Consider the following 15,469-nt stretch of genomic DNA (forward strand, 5'->3'; position numbering starts at 1 on the left):
GAGTGGATGCGCTCCTTCTATAACGGGATGCGGGTGCGGTGGTTACCGCGACCGCGGGTCGAGGGCGTCCCGCAGGCCGTCCCCGAAGAGGTTGAAGGCCAGCACCGTCACGAAGATCGCGAGGCCGGGCCAGAGCATGAACCAGGGGTCGATCTGGTACCACTGCGCAGCGTCGGACAGCATGCCGCCCCACGTGGCGCGGGGCGCCTGGACGCCGACGCCGAGGAACGAGAGACCCGCCTCGAAGAGGATGTTGGCGGGAATGAGCAGGGTCGCGTACACGAGGATCGGCGCGACGAGGTTGGGCAGCAGCTCCTTGAAGAGGATGTAGGGGGTGCGGGCCCCGAGGCTGCGGGCGGCGTCGACGAACTCACGCGCGCGCAGCGACAGCGTCTGGCCGCGGATGATGCGGCCGATGTACGGCCAGTTGAAGAAGCCGATGACGAAGATGATGACGGCGATGCGCAGCGAGTCGCCCTTGAGGCCGAAGGCCTGGTCGGGCACGACGCCGACGAGGGCGAGGGCGAAGACGAGGATCGGGAAGGCGAGGAAGACGTCCATCGTGCGGCTGATGAGCGTGTCGATGGCGCCACCGAAGTAGGCGGCCATGACGCCGAGGACCGTGCCGATGACCACGGACAGCAGCGTGGCGAAGAAGGCGATGAGCAGGGAGATCTGCGAGCCGTAGATCACCCGGCTGAAGATGTCACGCCCGTTGACCGGCTCGAGCCCGTAGAGGAAGTCCCACGACATGCCGCCGTAGGGGCCGATCGGGATCTGCGTGTTGGGGTCGATGAGCTCCTGGTGGAACTCGTCCGGCGGGTGGCCCAGGAGCCCGACGACGAGCGGCGCGCAGAAGGCGACCAGGATGAGGAAGAGCACGAAGACGCCTCCGCCCAGGGCCACCTTGTCGCGCTTGAGGCGCGACCAGGCGATCTGGCCCAGCGAGCGCCCCTCGATGCGTCCCTCGCCCTGGGCCACCGGCTCCTGTTGCGCGGTGGTCGCGCCGGGCTCGAGCTCGATGGGAGTGCTCATGGGTGCGCCACCTCCGGGTCGTGGTCGATGCCGGGGGCACGGGTCGGCCGTCCAACATTGCTCTGCGGCAGCCGCAACCTACCGCCCCCACGGCCGCGCGCCCCATCATTCAGCGGCGCGACACGAGTCAGCAACCGACTTGGCCGAATCGTGACGCGCCGGAGATCTTTCGGCGACCGGATGTCCGGAACGAGAGGTCTGCCCGCTGGAGGGCCCTTGTTCAGGCGTCCGTCTCGTCGTCGAACCGTCCGAGGACCTGCTCGAGGAGGTCCTCCATGGTGACGAGGCCGATCGGCCCTGCCGGCCCGTCGACGAGGACCAGCTGGGCGTGCGCCTGCCGCATCCGCGACAGGGCGTCGAGCAGGGACAGGCCGGCGTCGAGGTGGACGGCGGGCGTGGTCACCGCTGCGACGGGGGTGCCCGGTCGGGCGCGCACGACGTCGCGGACGTGGGCGACTCCCACGGGGTTGCCGCCGTCGCGGACGATCAGGCGCGAGCGGCCGGTGGCGCGGGAGACCGCCTCGGCCTCGGCACACTCTGCCGTCGCGTCGACGCCGACCGCCCGCCCCATGGGGACGACCAGGTCGGCGACGGGCGTCGTGTCGAGGTCGATGGCGCCGGCGAGGACGCGGTGCTCGGGCTCGGCGAGCATGCCGTGGTCCTTGGAGCTGGCGATGAGCAGCTGCAGCTCCTTGGGACCGTGGACCTGGCCCAGCTCGTCCTGGGGCGTGACGCCGACCAGGCGCAGGCAGCCGTTGGCGAGGGCGTTGAGCAGGCGCAGGGCCGGGCGCATCACCCAGGTGAACCCGCGGAAGGGCAGCGCGAGCAGCACGGCCGAGCGTTCCGGGTGCGCGATGGCCCACGACTTGGGCGCCATCTCGCCCACGACCATGTGCAGGAAGACGACGATGCCGACCGCCAGCACGACGGAGACGACGTATGCCGCCGCGTCGGGCACCCGGGCGAAGGTGAACAGCGGGGTGAGCAGCTCGGCGACCGCCGGCTTGGCCAGCGATCCGAGTCCGAGCGTGCACAAGGTGATGCCGAGCTGCGCGCCGGCGAGCATGAGCGAGAGCTCGCGGCTGCCGCGCACGGCCGCCCGGGCGGCGGTGCTGCCACGATCGGCGATGTCCTCGAGCCGGTGCCGCTTGCTGGCGACGAGGGCGAACTCGGCGGCGACGAAGAAGGCGTTGAGCGCGAGGAGCAGGACGGAGACGAGCAGGGCGGTGGTCATCGCCGGGCCTCCGCCCGCTCGTCGACGGAGCGGCCCGCTGCGGCGGCTTCCTCCGCGGCGCCCGGCGGCTCCGCCTCGGGGAGCGCCTCGGCGAGCGCGTCAGGGTCAGGGAGCGCGTGGAGCACCTGCACCCGCACGGTGGAGGGCACGTGGCGCGCGACGGACTCGACGGTCAGCTGCACGGACACCGTCCGGTGCCGGCCCTCCGGCTCGTCGTCGCCCCTCCCGAGGGTCGCCGGTCCGGAGCCGGCGGCCTGCTGCCGACCGTCCCCGGCGCCGTCCGTCCGGCCGTCCGGGACGAGGTCGCGCCGCGCCTCGAGACGGGCCTCGTCACCGACGACGGCGGTGCGACCGAGGAGCTCGAGCATGAGGCCGCTGATCGTCGTGTGGGAGTCGCTGCTGGTGAGGCGCAGCTCGGTGGCGGTGTCGAGCTCGTCGAGGCGGAGGTGTCCGGGCACGACCCAGCAGTCGGGGCCGGCCTCGACGACGCCGGGCGCGGCGACGTCGTCCTCGTCGAGGATCTCCCCGACGACCTCCTCGGCGATGTCCTCGAAGGTCACGATCCCCGCGAACCCGCCGTGCTCGTCGACGACGACGGCCAGCTGCCGGTGGTCGGTCCGGATCTGCTCGAGGACGCGGGGCAACGGCGCGCTCGTGGGGACGACGGTCGCCTCGGAGGCCACCGACCCCACCGTCGTGCCGGACCTCAGCTCGGGCGCCACGGAGAGCAGCTCGGCGATGCCGGCCACGCCGACGATGTCGTCGCCGTCGCGCCCGGTGACCGGGAAGCGGGACCAGCCGGTGTCGAGCAGCTCGAGCAGCTGCGAGACGGGCGCGTCGGACCGGATCGTCGTGACCCGCACCCGCGGCGTCATGACGTCGCCCGCGTCGAGCTCGCGGAAGCGCAGGCCGCCCTCGAGGACCTCCGAGAGGTCGTCGTCGAGCAGGCCACCTGCGTGCGACTCGTCGATGATCCGGGTCAGGTCCTCGGCGGTCGCTCCCTGCTCGAGCTCCTCGACGGGCTCGATGCCGACCTTGCGCAGCAACGCGGTCGATGCCCGGTCGAAGAGCCGCACGACCGGGCCGGCGACGGCGAGGTAGAGCAGGGTCGAGCGGCTCAGGGCCCGGGCCAGCGGCACGGTGCGGGCGATGGCGTAGTTCTTGGGCGCGAGCTCACCGAAGACCATCTGCAGGACGGTGGAGAAGACGAGAACGGCGGTGACCGACAGGCTCAGCCGGGCGGCATACGGCATGGAGGGGTCGAGCAGCCCGGCGAGGCCTACACCGACGAGGGGTTCGGACACGTAGCCGACGAGCAGCGCCGTGACGGTGATCCCGAACTGGGCGGCCGAGAGGGTGAAGGACAGCTGGGAGGTCACGCGCAGGGCCCGCTGGGCGGCCGCGTCGCCCTGGTCGGCCAGCTGCCGGAGGGCATTGCGGTCGACGGCGACGTAGGCGAACTCCTGCGCCACGAAGTAGCCGGTGGCGGCGGTCAGGGCGAGGATCAGGGTGACGCCCAGGATGATGCCGAGGGCGGTGCTCACGCGGTCACCACCCTCGTGAGCCGGTGGTGCGACAGGTTCGGCCGGACGTGGTCCGGCCCGGGACTATGGCCCTCCTGTGACTCGGAACGCGAGCCGGAGCGCGAGTGCGATCGCATGAGCCGATCCTAGGTCAAGCCGTCGCGGTCATCCCCTCGCGCGAGCCCCGCGGCGGGCAGCCTCCTGGCTGATCTGGTGGGCCAGCTCGACGTCGAGCTGCGTCAGGCCACCCTCGGAGTGCGTCGAGAGCGCGAACGTGACCGTGCGCCAGCGGATGTCGATGTCGGGGTGGTGGTCCATGTCCTCCGCGGCCACGGCCACCTCCTGCACGAGGGCGATGCCCGCGGGGAAGTCCGGGGCGTCGAAGGAGGCGCGGATCGTGTCCCCGTCGCGGCGCCAGTCGGGCAGGTCGCCGAGCTGGCGCTCGATCTCCTCGTCGGTGAGTCGTCGTGCCATACCTCCATCACAACACGCCGACGCCGCCGTGTGCCGTGTGCGGCGCTCCCGGACTCGCAGGCGGTCCCACACCGGTGCTGTGGCACTATCGACGACGCCATGACCGCCGCCTCCCGCACCCCGGTCCGCCTCGTCGTCGGGGCGGCCATCGTCGACGACCTCGAGCGACCCACCCGGCTCCTGTCGGCCCGGCGCACCGAGCCGTCGGCGCTCGCCGGCGGCTGGGAGCTGCCCGGGGGCAAGGTCGACGAGGGGGAGTCCCCGCTGTCGGCGCTGCACCGGGAGGTCCTCGAGGAGCTCGGGGTGCGCATCCGCCTCGGGGTCCACGTGCCCGGGCCGCTCCCGGGCTCGACGTGGCCGCTCGGCGACCGCTACGAGATGCTCGTGTGGCTCGCCGAGGTGGTCGAGGGCGACCCCCAGCCCATCGAGGACCACGACGAGCTGCGCTGGCTCGAGCTCGACGACCTGCGCGCGGTCGGCTGGCTTCCCGCCGACCTGCCCATCGTCGAGACGCTCGAGGCGATGCTGGCCGGTCCCGGCCGGACCTGACGTGGCCCACCCTCTCCAGCACCACCCCACGACGACGTGGTCCGAAGCACCCTCGAAACCCTGAGAGACTGTTCCTCATGCCCATGAAGACCCGCGCGGACATCCGCAACGTCGCCATCGTCGCCCACGTCGACCACGGCAAGACCACCCTCGTCGACAAGATGCTCTGGCAGTCCGGCGCGTTCGGTGAGCACCAGCACGTGGACGAGCGGGCGATGGACTCCGGTGACCTCGAGCGCGAGAAGGGCATCACCATCCTCGCCAAGAACACCGCGGTGCACTACACGGGCAAGGCGGCCGCGGACCGGGGCCTGACCGACGGCGTCACCATCAACATCATCGACACCCCGGGCCACGCCGACTTCGGTGGCGAGGTCGAGCGCGGCCTGTCGATGGTCGACGGCGTCGTGCTCCTCGTCGACGCCTCCGAGGGCCCGCTGCCGCAGACGCGCTTCGTGCTGCGCAAGGCGCTAGCCGCGAAGATGCCGGTGATCCTGTGCATCAACAAGGTGGACCGTCCCGACTCGCGCATCGCCGAGGTCGTCGACGAGGCGTACGAGCTCTTCATGGACCTCGACGCCACGGAGGAGCAGATCGACTTCCCGATCGTCTACGCATCCGCCAAGGCCGGCCGCGCCTCGCTCGAGCGTCCCGACAACGGCGGCCTGCCCGCCGGCGAGGACCTCGAGGCCCTCTTCGAGACGATCCTCGAGACCATCCCCGCGCCGACCTACGACGACGAGGCCCCGCTGCAGGCGCACGTCACCAACCTCGACGCGTCCAACTTCCTCGGCCGTCTCGCCCTGCTCCGTGTCTTCAACGGCACGATCAAGAAGGGCCAGCAGGTCATGTGGTGCCGCCACGACGGCTCCCAGCAGCGTGTGAAGATCACCGAGCTGCTCATGACCGAGGCCCTCGAGCGCAAGCCCGCCGAGGAGGCCGGCCCGGGCGACATCATCGCCGTCGCCGGCATCCCCGACATCACGATCGGCGAGACCCTCGCCGACCCCGAGAACCCGATCCCGCTGCCGCTCATCACCGTCGACGAGCCGGCCATCTCGATGACCATCGGCACCAACACGAGCCCGATGGTCGGCCAGGTGCGCGGCTCGAAGGTCACGGCCCGCATGGTCAAGGACCGCCTCGACAAGGAGCTCATCGGCAACGTGTCGCTGCGCATCCTCAACACGGAGCGTCCGGACGCGTGGGAGGTCCAGGGTCGAGGCGAGCTCGCGCTCGCGATCCTCGTCGAGCAGATGCGCCGCGAGGGCTACGAGCTCACGGTCGGCAAGCCCCAGGTCGTCACGCGCGAGGTCGACGGCAAGGTGCACGAGCCCGTCGAGCGCCTCACCATCGACACCCCCGAGGAGTTCCTCGGCGCGATCACCCAGATCATGGCGGCCCGCAAGGGCCGCATGGAGCAGATGACCAACCACGGCACCGGCTGGATCCGCATGGAGTTCCTCGTGCCCAGCCGTGGGCTCATCGGCTTCCGCACCGAGTTCCTCACCGAGACGCGCGGCACGGGCATCGCCCACCACGTCTTCGAGGACTACGAGCCGTGGTTCGGCACCATCACGACCCGCACGAGCGGCTCGCTCGTCTCCGACCGCAAGGGCGTCGTCACCTCCTACGCGATGGTCAACCTCCAGGAGCGCGGCGTGCTCTTCGTCGAGCCGACCACCGAGGTCTACGAGGGCATGATCGTCGGGGAGAACTCCCGCGCCGACGACATGGACGTCAACATCACCAAGGAGAAGAAGCTCACCAACGTGCGTGCCTCCTCCTCGGACAACTTCGAGAAGATCGTGCCGCCGCGCAAGCTCAGCCTCGAGCAGAGCCTCGAGTTCTGCCGCGAGGACGAGTGCGTCGAGGTGACGCCCGACTCCGTCCGCATCCGCAAGGTCGTCCTCGACGCCGGCGAGCGCGCCCGGACAGCGGCACGCGCGCGGTCGGCGGCGAAGGCCGAAGGCTGACCCACCCGTGCCTGTCGTGGGACGGGACGCGGGACAGGTCGTCGGGCAGGTCGTGGGGCGGGTCTCAGGGCGCGACATCGCGCGAGGGCTCCGGCGGTCGCTGACCGCGGCGGTGGGGGCTGCACTGCTGGCCGCCGGTGCCGCGGCGTGCACGTCGCAGGCGCCGGCGTCGGACTCGCAGGTCGCCGGCACGGCGCCGTCGCCCGCAGCGGCCCAGCCGCAGCGGGGCGGCACGCTGCAGGTCCTCGTCTCCGGGTCGGTCGCGACGTGGGACCCGCAGCAGATGTACGTGGGCCCGGAGGCCTTCTTCGCCCAGCGCACCTTCGCGAGGGGGCTCACGGCATACGGCACGGGCACGCACCAGCGCGACGTCCAGGCCGACCTGGCCACCGACACGGGCACGGCGGCCGACGGGGCACGCACCTGGTCCTTCACCCTGCGACCGGGGGTCACCTGGCAGGACGGCTCGCCGGTCACGTGCGAGGACGTGCGCCACGGTGTCGCCCGCACCTTCGACCGGCGCACCCACGTGAACGGCACCAACTACGCCAGCTACCTGCTCGACATCCCCACGGCCGTGACACCCGAGGGCGTCGAGAAGCCGGTCTACGCCGGGCCCGGCGACGCGGCGCACCAGGCGGACTTCGACCGGGCCGTGTCCTGCGCCGGACGCACCGTCACCTTCCGGCTGCGTGACCCCGAGCCCGACTTCCCGCACATCGTGGCCCTGCCGGAGTTCGCGCCGCGCAAGGCCTCCGCCGACACCAAGACCGACAAGGCGTCGTATGCCGTCATGTCGAGCGGGCCCTACCGCCTCCAGGGCGCGTGGGTCCCCGGGCAGGGCGGCACGTTCGTGCGCAACGAGCACTGGGACCGGAGCACCGACCCCATCCGCCAGGCCTACCCCGACACGATCCAGGTCACCTCGGGCCTGGGGGACGCCACGGTCATCCAGCGCCTGCTGAACCAGCAGGACGACGACGCCTATGCCGTGTCGTGGGTGCAGGCGAGCCCCACCCTGCGCAACCAGGCCGGCACCGCGCTGCAGGCGCGGCTCACCTTCCCCTACACCGGCAACGTCGACTACCTCGCCGTCAACATGCGCAGCAAGGTCATGGCCAACCCGGCCGTGCGCAAGGCGCTCGCGCTGTCGACCAACCGCGCGACGTACGCCACCGCCACCGGCGGCGAGGGTGCCGGCACCCCGACGTGGTCGCTGCTCTCACCCGCGGTCGACCCGCAGTCCATCGACGTCCCGCCGGGTTCGCGGGTCGAGGGCGACCCCGAGGCGGCCCGACGGGTGCTTGAGCAGGCCGGTGTGCAGCTGCCCGTGCGGCTGCGCGTGGTCTACGCGCGTTCGGTGCTCGGCGACAAGGCGTACGCGTCCCTGGCGGCTGGGTGGCAGCGCGCGGGCTTCCAGGTCGAGCTCACCGGCGTCGCGCCGGAGGAGTACTACGAGACCATCGAGAAGCCCACCTCGGTGGACTCCTACGACCTCTTCCGGGGCGCCTGGACGCCCGACTGGCCCTCGGCCGGCAGCGTGCTGCCGGCACTGTTCGACCCGCGCATCAACCTCGACTCCTCCGGCCCGGGGCAGGACGTCGGCTACTTCAGCGACGACGCCGTCAACGCGCTCTTCGACAAGGCCGACACCACGGCGGACGCCCGTGCCCGCCAGGCGGTCTGGCGCCAGGCCGACCAGGCCATCCGCGACCGGGGCGGCTACATCGCGCTCTCGGCCACCAAGGCGCTCTACCTGCACGGCTCGGGCATCACCTCCTACGAGGACCACCAGGTCGGTGGCATCGTCGACCTCGCCACCGTCGCCGTGCGCTGACGCCAGACCCCCGAGAGGAAGCAAGTGCCTCGCCTGCTCTTCGTGCACGCCCACCCCGACGACGAGACGCTGACGTGCGGCATCGCGATGGCGCACCACGTGGCCCGTGGCGACGAGGTGCACGTCCTGACGTGCACGCTGGGCGAGGAGGGCGAGGTCATCCCGCCGGGGCTGGCGCACCTCGAGGGGGACCCGGACGACCGGCTCGGGCCCTTCCGCCACGGTGAGCTGACCCGCGCCCTGTCCCGCATCGGGGTCGTCGGCCACGTGCTCGGCGCCGACCCCGATGCCGGCACCGATGCCGGCCCAGACGGGGGTGGGGGCCGGCTCTCGCGCTACCGCGACTCGGGCATGGCCGGCTCGCCCGCAGCGGCGCGTCCGGAGGCCTTCGCCGCGGCCGACCTCGACGTGGTCGGCGGTCTCGTGGCGGACGTGGTGCGCGAGCTGCGGCCCGACGTCGTCGTCACCTACGACGAGCACGGCGGCTACGGCCACCCCGACCACGTCCAGGCGCACCGGGCGACCCGCCGGGCGCTGCAGCTGCTCGAGGCCGAGAGCCTGCCGCGGCGCGCCTACGAGATCCTCACGCCCATCGGCTGGGCCCGCGAGGACCGGGAGTGGCTGCGGGCCGCCGACCCGGCGCTGCTCGACACGGCGTGCTGGTGGGCCCAGCAGGACCTCGGCGACGGCTCGCCGGAGGCGCCCCGGCTCGTGGTGCCCTCGCCGGACGACCCCTTCCCGCCCTCCGTCGTCGACGACGCCCTCGTGACCCACGTCGTGACCGACGAGGCCGCGCGCGCCGTCAAGAACGACGCGCTGCGCGCGCACGCCACCCAGGTCATCGTCGCCTCAGAGGACGTCCACGCCCTCTCCAACCTCGTGGCCGCGCGCACCGCGGCGCGCGAGGGCTTCCGGCGGGTCGACCCCCGCACGTGGCAGCCGACCGGACGCCGGGGGACAGACCTGCTCGACTGAGCCGCCGCCGGGCCGGCGGGCCGACGCGGGCGACACCCGCCGGCCGATGAGCGCCGCCTCTGCGGATTCGGCCGGTGGAGCGGTTACCTTCGTGCCACCTGACCCCATGCACGGAGAGCGCATGTCCGACGACTGGCACGACGACCCTCGCCGCGAGCGGCGCTCGACCGCTCTGCGGCTGCTGATGGCGACCGTCGTCCTCGGCGGGGGCTACGCCGGCCTGTGCGCATGGTCTGCGCAGCACGCGCCGGCCACCGTGTCTATCGGTGGCATCCAGGTGGGCGGCATGACCCCCGAGGCGGCGCGGGCGGCCATCGACAGGGGCTCACGCTCGCTGCTGGCGACGCCGATCGCCCTGGCCGTCCCCGGGCGCGACCAGCCCGTGGAGGTCGTGCCCGGGCAGGCCGGCCTCGGCGTGGACGCCGACCGCTCCCTCGACGGGCTCATCGGCTTCACCCTCGACCCGCGGGTCATCTGGGCCAAGCTGACCGGGACGGTGCGCGCACCCCTGCTGACGCGGGTCGACGACGACGCGCTGACGGCATACCTCCAGCGGGTGGCCCCCGGGCTCGGTGCCCCTGCCGTCGAGGGGCGGGTGACGTTCCCCGGGGGCGCGGTGTCGGTCGACCTGCCCGAGCCCGGCCACACGCTCGACATCGCCGCCACGAAGCTGGCGCTGCGCAGGGCATTCCCCGACTCGACCTCCGCCACGGCCGTGCTGCGTGAGACCGCGCCGCGCGTCGACGCCGAGACCGTCCAGCGGGTCGCGTCGCAGTTCGGCAGCACCGCGATGTCGGGGCCCCTGACCCTCGTGTCCGGCAAGACCAAGGTCCTGCTGTCGCCGGCCGACTACGCCCCGATGGTGTCGGTCGTCCCCGACGACTCAGGCGGGCTCACCCCCCGCTTCGACGAGCGGGGCCTCGCACGGCTGGTCGCGGGCAAGGTCAAGGTGACGACACGGGCGGCGAGCAGTGCCCGGTGGGTCTTCGAGCCCCACAACGGCAAGCCCAGGCTCGTGCCCTCGGTCGACGGGCTGGTCGTCGACGAGGACGCACTGGTCAAGCGGGTCGTGGCCGCCATCTCGGGCGACAACCGGACCGTCGACATGAGCCCGTCCGTCGCGCAGCCACCCTTCACCACCGCGGACGCCCAGAAGGCCGGCGTCACCACGCTGGTGGCCGACTTCACGTCGCCCTTCCCCACGAACGACCCCACCCGCACCAAGAACCTCGTGGTCGCCACCAACCGCATCAACGGCACGTACGTCCCTGCCGGGGGCACGTTCAGCCTCAACGGGATCCTCGGCGAGCGCACCGAGGACAAGGGGTACGCCGACGGCACCGTCATCATCGACGGCCGGCTCACGCGGGGGACCGGCGGCGGGATCAGCCAGGTCTCGACCGTCGTCTACAACCTCGCCTACTTCGCCGGGGTGCACTTCCTCGAGTTCAGCCCCCACGCCTTCTTCATCCCTCGCTACCCCGAGGGCCGCGAGGCCACCGTCTACTGGCCGAGCCTCGACAACAAGTGGAAGAACGACACCCCCTACGGGATGCTGCTGCAGACCTGGGTCGAGGGCGGCCTCGTCCACGGCCGGGTGTGGAGCACGAAGACCTGGGACATCGCGTCGGTCAAGGGCCCGCGGCGCAACGTCGTGCCACCCCGAACGATCAGCAGCGACAGCCTGAAGTGCTACCCGCAGCAGCCCAACCCCGGCTTCGACGTGACCGTGACCCGCGAGTGGCGTCGTCCGGGGTCACCCGAGCTGGTCAGGAGCGAGCCGGTGACCACCCACTACGTGCCCGAGGACCACATCATCTGCACCAACCCGAAGGCCACGCCCCCGTGAGGACTTCTCAGGAGGCCGGCCGCGCCAGGTAGGCGTAGTCGTGGTGCACCGCGAAGCCGAGGCTCTCCCAGAAGGCCGTGCCCGTGGTGTTGTCCGCCGAGACCTGCAGGTAGACCGCCGGCATGTTGTTCTCGCGGGCCACCATCGCCACCGCCGACACGATGGTCGAGCCGAGACCCTCGTGGCGGTGCTCGGGGTGCACCCACAGGCCGAAGATCCCGGCCCAGCCGGGGTGGATCGCCATGCGGGCGAGGGCGGTGATCCGCTGGCTCTGCGGCTCGCGGACAGACAGGAACAGCTGCCCGTCGCTGCCGGTCAGGACCGCCTCGGTGACGCCCGGCACGATGGTGCGCTGCTCGCCGTAGGTCATGAGCCAGTCGAGCTTCAGCTCGGCGTCCGCGGTGACGGGGGCAGACTGCTCGGTCAGCGGCGGGAGGGCGGCCGACAAGGCGGTCATGACGTGCACCCGCTCCCACTCGGCGTTGCCGCCGCCCGCGGTGTAGCCGCGGTCGAGCAACGCGGCGGCGGTGGGGTCGTCGGCGACCGTGAAGCCCGGCTGCCCGTGGACCTGGAAGATGGCCGGGCGCCCGCGCTCGGCGTACCAGCCCTCGACGAAGTCGATCGCCTTGTCCAGCGGCAGGCTCGGGTCGCCGACGACGAGGGCGGAGTTGGCGCGACCGGTGAACCCCTCGGACGCCCGAAGGACCCAGTCACCGAGACCGCCCCGTTCGAGGGGCTGCCAGCCCTTGGCCATGAGCTTCTCGAGGTCGTCGGCCGAGATCCGCTCGTGGGCGCGTCCCGGGCGACTCGCCGGGGGAGGCACGTCCTTGGCTGCGATGACGTCGGCGCGGACCAGCTTGACCCGCTCGGTCTTGGTGTCGACCACGAGGAAGTCGTCGTTGCGGGCGACGAGCTCGCCGAGGAAGTCCGTGGCGGCGGCCTCGGAGCCCTCCTCGAGCCGGTAGCGCACGACGACGCGGCTGCCGACGGTGAGCCCGGCGGTCAGCCGATGGCCCGTGGTACCCCGCAGGGGATCGCCAGTCATGTCCGGCATACTAGGCCGTGCAGCATCCGCTCCCGCACGCTCCACCACAGGAGGCCCGCTCCCCATGACCTACGTCATCGCCCAGCCCTGCGTCGACCTCAAGGACCGTGCCTGCATCGAGGAGTGTCCGGTCGACTGCATCTACGAGGGCAGGCGGTCGCTCTACATCCACCCCGACGAGTGCGTCGACTGCGGTGCGTGTGAGCCGGTCTGCCCGGTGGAGGCCATCTACTACGAGGACGACGTCCCGGAGCAGTGGGCCGACTACTACAACGCCAACGTCGAGTTCTTCAACGACCTCGGCAGCCCCGGCGGTGCGGCCAAGCTCGGTGTCATCGACAAGGACCACCCGCTCATCGAGGCGCTGCCGCCTCAGGAACACGACGAGTGATCACCCCGCTCGACCTTCCTGACTTCCCCTGGGACTCGCTCGCGCCGTACAAGGCGCGAGCGGTCGCGCATCCGGAGGGGATCGTCGACCTGTCCGTCGGGACGCCCGTCGACCCCACCCCCGAGGTCGTACGCCGTGCGCTGGTCGAGGCGGCCGACGCGCCGGGCTACCCTCTGACCGTCGGCACCGCCGACCTGCGCGCCGCCATCTGCGAGTGGTTCGAGCGCCGGCGGGGCGTGCCGGGGCTCGACCTCGACGCCGTCCTCCCGACGATCGGCAGCAAGGAGCTCGTGGCCTGGCTGCCCACCCTCCTCGGCCTGGGTGTCGGCGACGTCGTCGGCATCCCGGCCGTGGCCTACCCGACCTACGACATCGGTGCCCGCATCGCCGGCGCCACCAGCGTGGTGGCGCAGTCGCTCACCAGTCTGGGTCCGCTGACCGCAGCGACCACTCCGAAGCTGCTGTGGCTCAACAGCCCCGGCAACCCCAACGGCCAGGTGCTCGGGGTCGACCACCTGCGCAAGGTCGTGGCCTGGGCGCGGCAGCACGGCGTCGTCGTGGCCAGCGACGAGTGCTACGCCGAGCTCGACTGGCGCGAGGGCCAGGTCGGCACCTCGACGCCGAGCATCCTGCACCCCGACGTCTGCGACGGCTCGCACGAGGGCCTGCTCGCCGTCTACTCGCTGTCCAAGCAGTCCAACCTCGCCGGCTACCGCGCGGCCTTCGTCGCCGGTGACCCGGCACTGGTCGCAGCGATCCTCGCGGTGCGCAAGCACGCCGGGATGATCATGCCGACGCCGGTCCAGCACGCCATGGGGGTCGCCCTGCGCGACGACGCGCACGTCGAGAGGCAGCGCACGGCATACGCCCGCCGGCGGGAGCAGCTGCTCGCGGCGGTCGCCCGCGCGGGGCTGCGCGTCGACCACTCCGAGGCGGGGCTCTACCTGTGGGCAACCCGCGAGGAGGACTGCTGGACAACGGTTTCCGACCTCGCCGACCGGGGCATCCTCGTGGCTCCCGGCTCGTTCTACGGCAGTGCCGGGCAGCGCCACGTGCGCATCGCGCTGACCGCGACCGACGAGCGGATCGAGGCCGCCTGCGCCCGTCTCTGAGGCGGCTGCACCTCGGCCGGTATCGACCCGGTCGTCCCGGCTGTGCCGAAAGGGGCTGTTTCGACCCTGGACAGACGCTGGGGTAACGTCACTCGCGGATATGTCCGGCGAACCTCTGGCCGGAGCGATAGAAGGCGAGGAACAGTGACGAAGGCAGTGGACGCGACACTCAGGGTCGCAGACAAGGAACTCACCTTCCCGGGAGTCGGTGCGGTCGAGGGCAATGACGGGCTCGGGGTGGGGTCCCTGCTGAAGGAGACCGGTCTCGTCACCTACGACGTCGGCTTCGTCAACACCGCCTCGTGCAAGAGCGCCATCACCTTCATCGACGGTGACGAGGGCATCCTGCGCTACCGCGGCTACCCGATCGCCGAGCTGGCGGAGAAGTCGACGTTCGTCGAGGTCGCCTACCTGCTCATCTACGGCGAGCTGCCGACCCCCGAGGAGCTGACGCGCTTCGAGGACTCCATCCGCCGGCACACGATGCTGCACGAGGACCTCCGCGCGTTCTTCAACGGCTTCCCGCGCGACGCGCACCCGATGCCGGTGCTCAGCTCGGCGGTCTCGGCGCTCGGCACGTTCTACCAGGACAGCCTCGACCCCTTCGACCAGGAGCAGGTCGAGATCTCGACCGTCCGCCTCCTCGCCAAGCTGCCGACCATCGCGGCCATGGCGCACAAGAAGAGCGTCGGTCAGCCCTACATGTACCCCGACAACTCGCTGTCGTTCGTCGAGAACTTCCTGCGCATGACGTTCGGCTACCCGGTCGAGCCCTACGAGGTCGACCCGACCGTCGCCAAGGCCCTCGACCTGCTCTTCATCCTGCACGCCGACCACGAGCAGAACTGCTCCACGTCCACCGTGCGTCTCGTCGGCTCGGCCCACGCGAACCTCTTCAACTCGGTGTCGGCCGGCATCCACGCCCTCTCGGGTCCGCTGCACGGCGGCGCCAACCAGGCCGTGCTGGAGATGCTGGGCAAGCTCCACGCCTCGGGCGAGGACCCCAAGAAGTTCATGGAGCAGGTGAAGAACAAGGAGGCGGGCATCCGCCTCATGGGCTTCGGGCACCGCGTCTACAAGAACTACGACCCGCGTGCGGCGATCATCAAGAAGGCCGCCGACGACATCCTCGAGAAGCTCGGCCAGAACGACCCGCTGCTCGAGATCGCCAAGGCCCTCGAGGAGATCGCCCTGGCCGACGACTACTTCGTCGAGCGCCGGCTCTACCCGAACGTCGACTTCTACACCGGCCTCATCTACAAGGCCATGGGCTTCGAGTCGAAGATGTTCACCGTGCTCTTCGCCATCGGCCGCCTCCCGGGCTGGATCGCCCAGTGGCGCGAGATGATGAACGACCCGGAGACGAAGATCGGGCGCCCGCGCCAGATCTACACCGGCGAGCCGGAGCGCAGCTACCCCGCCTGACGCCCGCGAGGTCGCGTCGGCACAGACGTCGAAGGCCACGAACC

13 protein-coding genes are annotated in these 15,469 nt (G+C 71.6%); 8 read left to right on the forward strand and 5 right to left on the reverse strand.

Translation table 11 applies throughout. The annotated features are described in order from the left end of the window. Positions 1-42 precede the first annotated feature (42 nt). The 4 genes from ABD241_RS01450 to ABD241_RS01465 form a co-directional block, all read right to left on the reverse strand. Positions 43-1,035, reverse strand: a complete 993-nt coding sequence (locus ABD241_RS01450; protein WP_344057714.1) for an ABC transporter permease — start codon at positions 1,033-1,035, stop codon at positions 43-45. A gap of 220 nt (positions 1,036-1,255) precedes the next feature. Continuing rightward, on the reverse strand, positions 1,256-2,269 hold the full coding sequence (locus ABD241_RS01455; protein WP_344057717.1) for a hemolysin family protein: 1,014 nt from the start codon (positions 2,267-2,269) through the stop codon (positions 1,256-1,258). Beyond that, positions 2,266-3,813, reverse strand: coding sequence for a hemolysin family protein (locus ABD241_RS01460; RefSeq protein WP_344057719.1), 1,548 nt, complete (start codon positions 3,811-3,813; stop codon positions 2,266-2,268). The genes ABD241_RS01455 and ABD241_RS01460 overlap by 4 nt, the downstream gene beginning before the upstream one ends. Before the next feature lie 144 nt (positions 3,814-3,957). Continuing rightward, complete coding sequence (locus ABD241_RS01465; RefSeq protein ID WP_344057721.1) at positions 3,958-4,266, reverse strand: 4a-hydroxytetrahydrobiopterin dehydratase; 309 nt, start codon at positions 4,264-4,266, stop codon at positions 3,958-3,960. A gap of 99 nt (positions 4,267-4,365) precedes the next feature. On the opposite strand from ABD241_RS01465, the gene ABD241_RS01470 reads away from it, so the two are divergent. The 5 genes from ABD241_RS01470 to ABD241_RS01490 all read left to right on the forward strand — a co-directional run bounded on the left by ABD241_RS01470 (position 4,366) and on the right by ABD241_RS01490 (position 11,452). Further along, entirely contained in the window at positions 4,366-4,815 is a 450-nt protein-coding gene (locus ABD241_RS01470) for a (deoxy)nucleoside triphosphate pyrophosphohydrolase (protein ID WP_344057723.1), read from the forward strand. Between the two features lie 77 nt (positions 4,816-4,892). Next, complete coding sequence (gene typA, locus ABD241_RS01475) at positions 4,893-6,791, forward strand: translational GTPase TypA (protein ID WP_344057725.1); 1,899 nt, start codon at positions 4,893-4,895, stop codon at positions 6,789-6,791. 7 nt (positions 6,792-6,798) lie between these two features. After that, positions 6,799-8,628 carry an ABC transporter substrate-binding protein gene (locus ABD241_RS01480; RefSeq protein WP_344057727.1) on the forward strand — a complete coding sequence of 610 codons (1,830 nt, stop codon included), beginning with the start codon at positions 6,799-6,801 and terminating at the stop codon, positions 8,626-8,628. 24 nt (positions 8,629-8,652) lie between these two features. After that, on the forward strand, positions 8,653-9,603 hold the full coding sequence (gene mshB, locus ABD241_RS01485) for an N-acetyl-1-D-myo-inositol-2-amino-2-deoxy-alpha-D-glucopyranoside deacetylase (RefSeq protein WP_344057729.1): 951 nt from the start codon (positions 8,653-8,655) through the stop codon (positions 9,601-9,603). Positions 9,604-9,724: 121 nt separating this feature from the next. Further along, the gene (locus tag ABD241_RS01490) at positions 9,725-11,452 is read left to right on the forward strand and encodes a VanW family protein (protein ID WP_344057731.1); all 1,728 of its coding nucleotides are present in this window, start codon (positions 9,725-9,727) and stop codon (positions 11,450-11,452) included. 7 nt (positions 11,453-11,459) lie between these two features. Here the strand turns inward: ABD241_RS01490 and ABD241_RS01495 are convergent, their stop codons facing one another. Next, positions 11,460-12,497, reverse strand: coding sequence for a GNAT family N-acetyltransferase (locus ABD241_RS01495; RefSeq protein WP_344057733.1), 1,038 nt, complete (start codon positions 12,495-12,497; stop codon positions 11,460-11,462). Positions 12,498-12,561: 64 nt separating this feature from the next. On the opposite strand from ABD241_RS01495, the gene fdxA reads away from it, so the two are divergent. From fdxA to ABD241_RS01510, 3 genes are all read left to right on the forward strand, one after another. Continuing rightward, on the forward strand, positions 12,562-12,888 hold the full coding sequence (fdxA, locus tag ABD241_RS01500; protein ID WP_142184795.1) for a ferredoxin: 327 nt from the start codon (positions 12,562-12,564) through the stop codon (positions 12,886-12,888). Further along, positions 12,885-14,000 carry a succinyldiaminopimelate transaminase gene (gene dapC / locus ABD241_RS01505; RefSeq protein ID WP_344057738.1) on the forward strand — a complete coding sequence of 372 codons (1,116 nt, stop codon included), beginning with the start codon at positions 12,885-12,887 and terminating at the stop codon, positions 13,998-14,000. The genes fdxA and dapC overlap by 4 nt, the downstream gene beginning before the upstream one ends. 144 nt (positions 14,001-14,144) lie before the next feature. After that, positions 14,145-15,425, forward strand: coding sequence for a citrate synthase (locus ABD241_RS01510; protein WP_344057740.1), 1,281 nt, complete (start codon positions 14,145-14,147; stop codon positions 15,423-15,425). The last annotated feature ends 44 nt before the right edge of the window (positions 15,426-15,469 follow it).

It is taken from the genome of Terrabacter lapilli, from assembly GCF_039531305.1.
Taxonomy (GTDB): domain Bacteria; phylum Actinomycetota; class Actinomycetes; order Actinomycetales; family Dermatophilaceae; genus Terrabacter; species Terrabacter lapilli.

What these genes read in the sequence shown, in the direction of transcription:
- ABD241_RS01470 (WP_344057723.1), top strand. Translation starts at nt 4,366, where the DNA reads ATGACCGCCGCCTCCCGCACCCCGGTCCGCCTCGTCGTCGGGGCGGCC.
- typA (WP_344057725.1), top strand. Translation starts at nt 4,893, where the DNA reads ATGCCCATGAAGACCCGCGCGGACATCCGCAACGTCGCCATCGTCGCC.
- ABD241_RS01450 (WP_344057714.1), bottom strand. Translation starts at nt 1,035, where the DNA reads ATGAGCACTCCCATCGAGCTCGAGCCCGGCGCGACCACCGCGCAACAG.
- ABD241_RS01455 (WP_344057717.1), bottom strand. Translation starts at nt 2,269, where the DNA reads ATGACCACCGCCCTGCTCGTCTCCGTCCTGCTCCTCGCGCTCAACGCC.
- fdxA (WP_142184795.1), top strand. Translation starts at nt 12,562, where the DNA reads ATGACCTACGTCATCGCCCAGCCCTGCGTCGACCTCAAGGACCGTGCC.
- ABD241_RS01490 (WP_344057731.1), top strand. Translation starts at nt 9,725, where the DNA reads ATGTCCGACGACTGGCACGACGACCCTCGCCGCGAGCGGCGCTCGACC.
- ABD241_RS01465 (WP_344057721.1), bottom strand. Translation starts at nt 4,266, where the DNA reads ATGGCACGACGACTCACCGACGAGGAGATCGAGCGCCAGCTCGGCGAC.
- ABD241_RS01495 (WP_344057733.1), bottom strand. Translation starts at nt 12,497, where the DNA reads ATGACTGGCGATCCCCTGCGGGGTACCACGGGCCATCGGCTGACCGCC.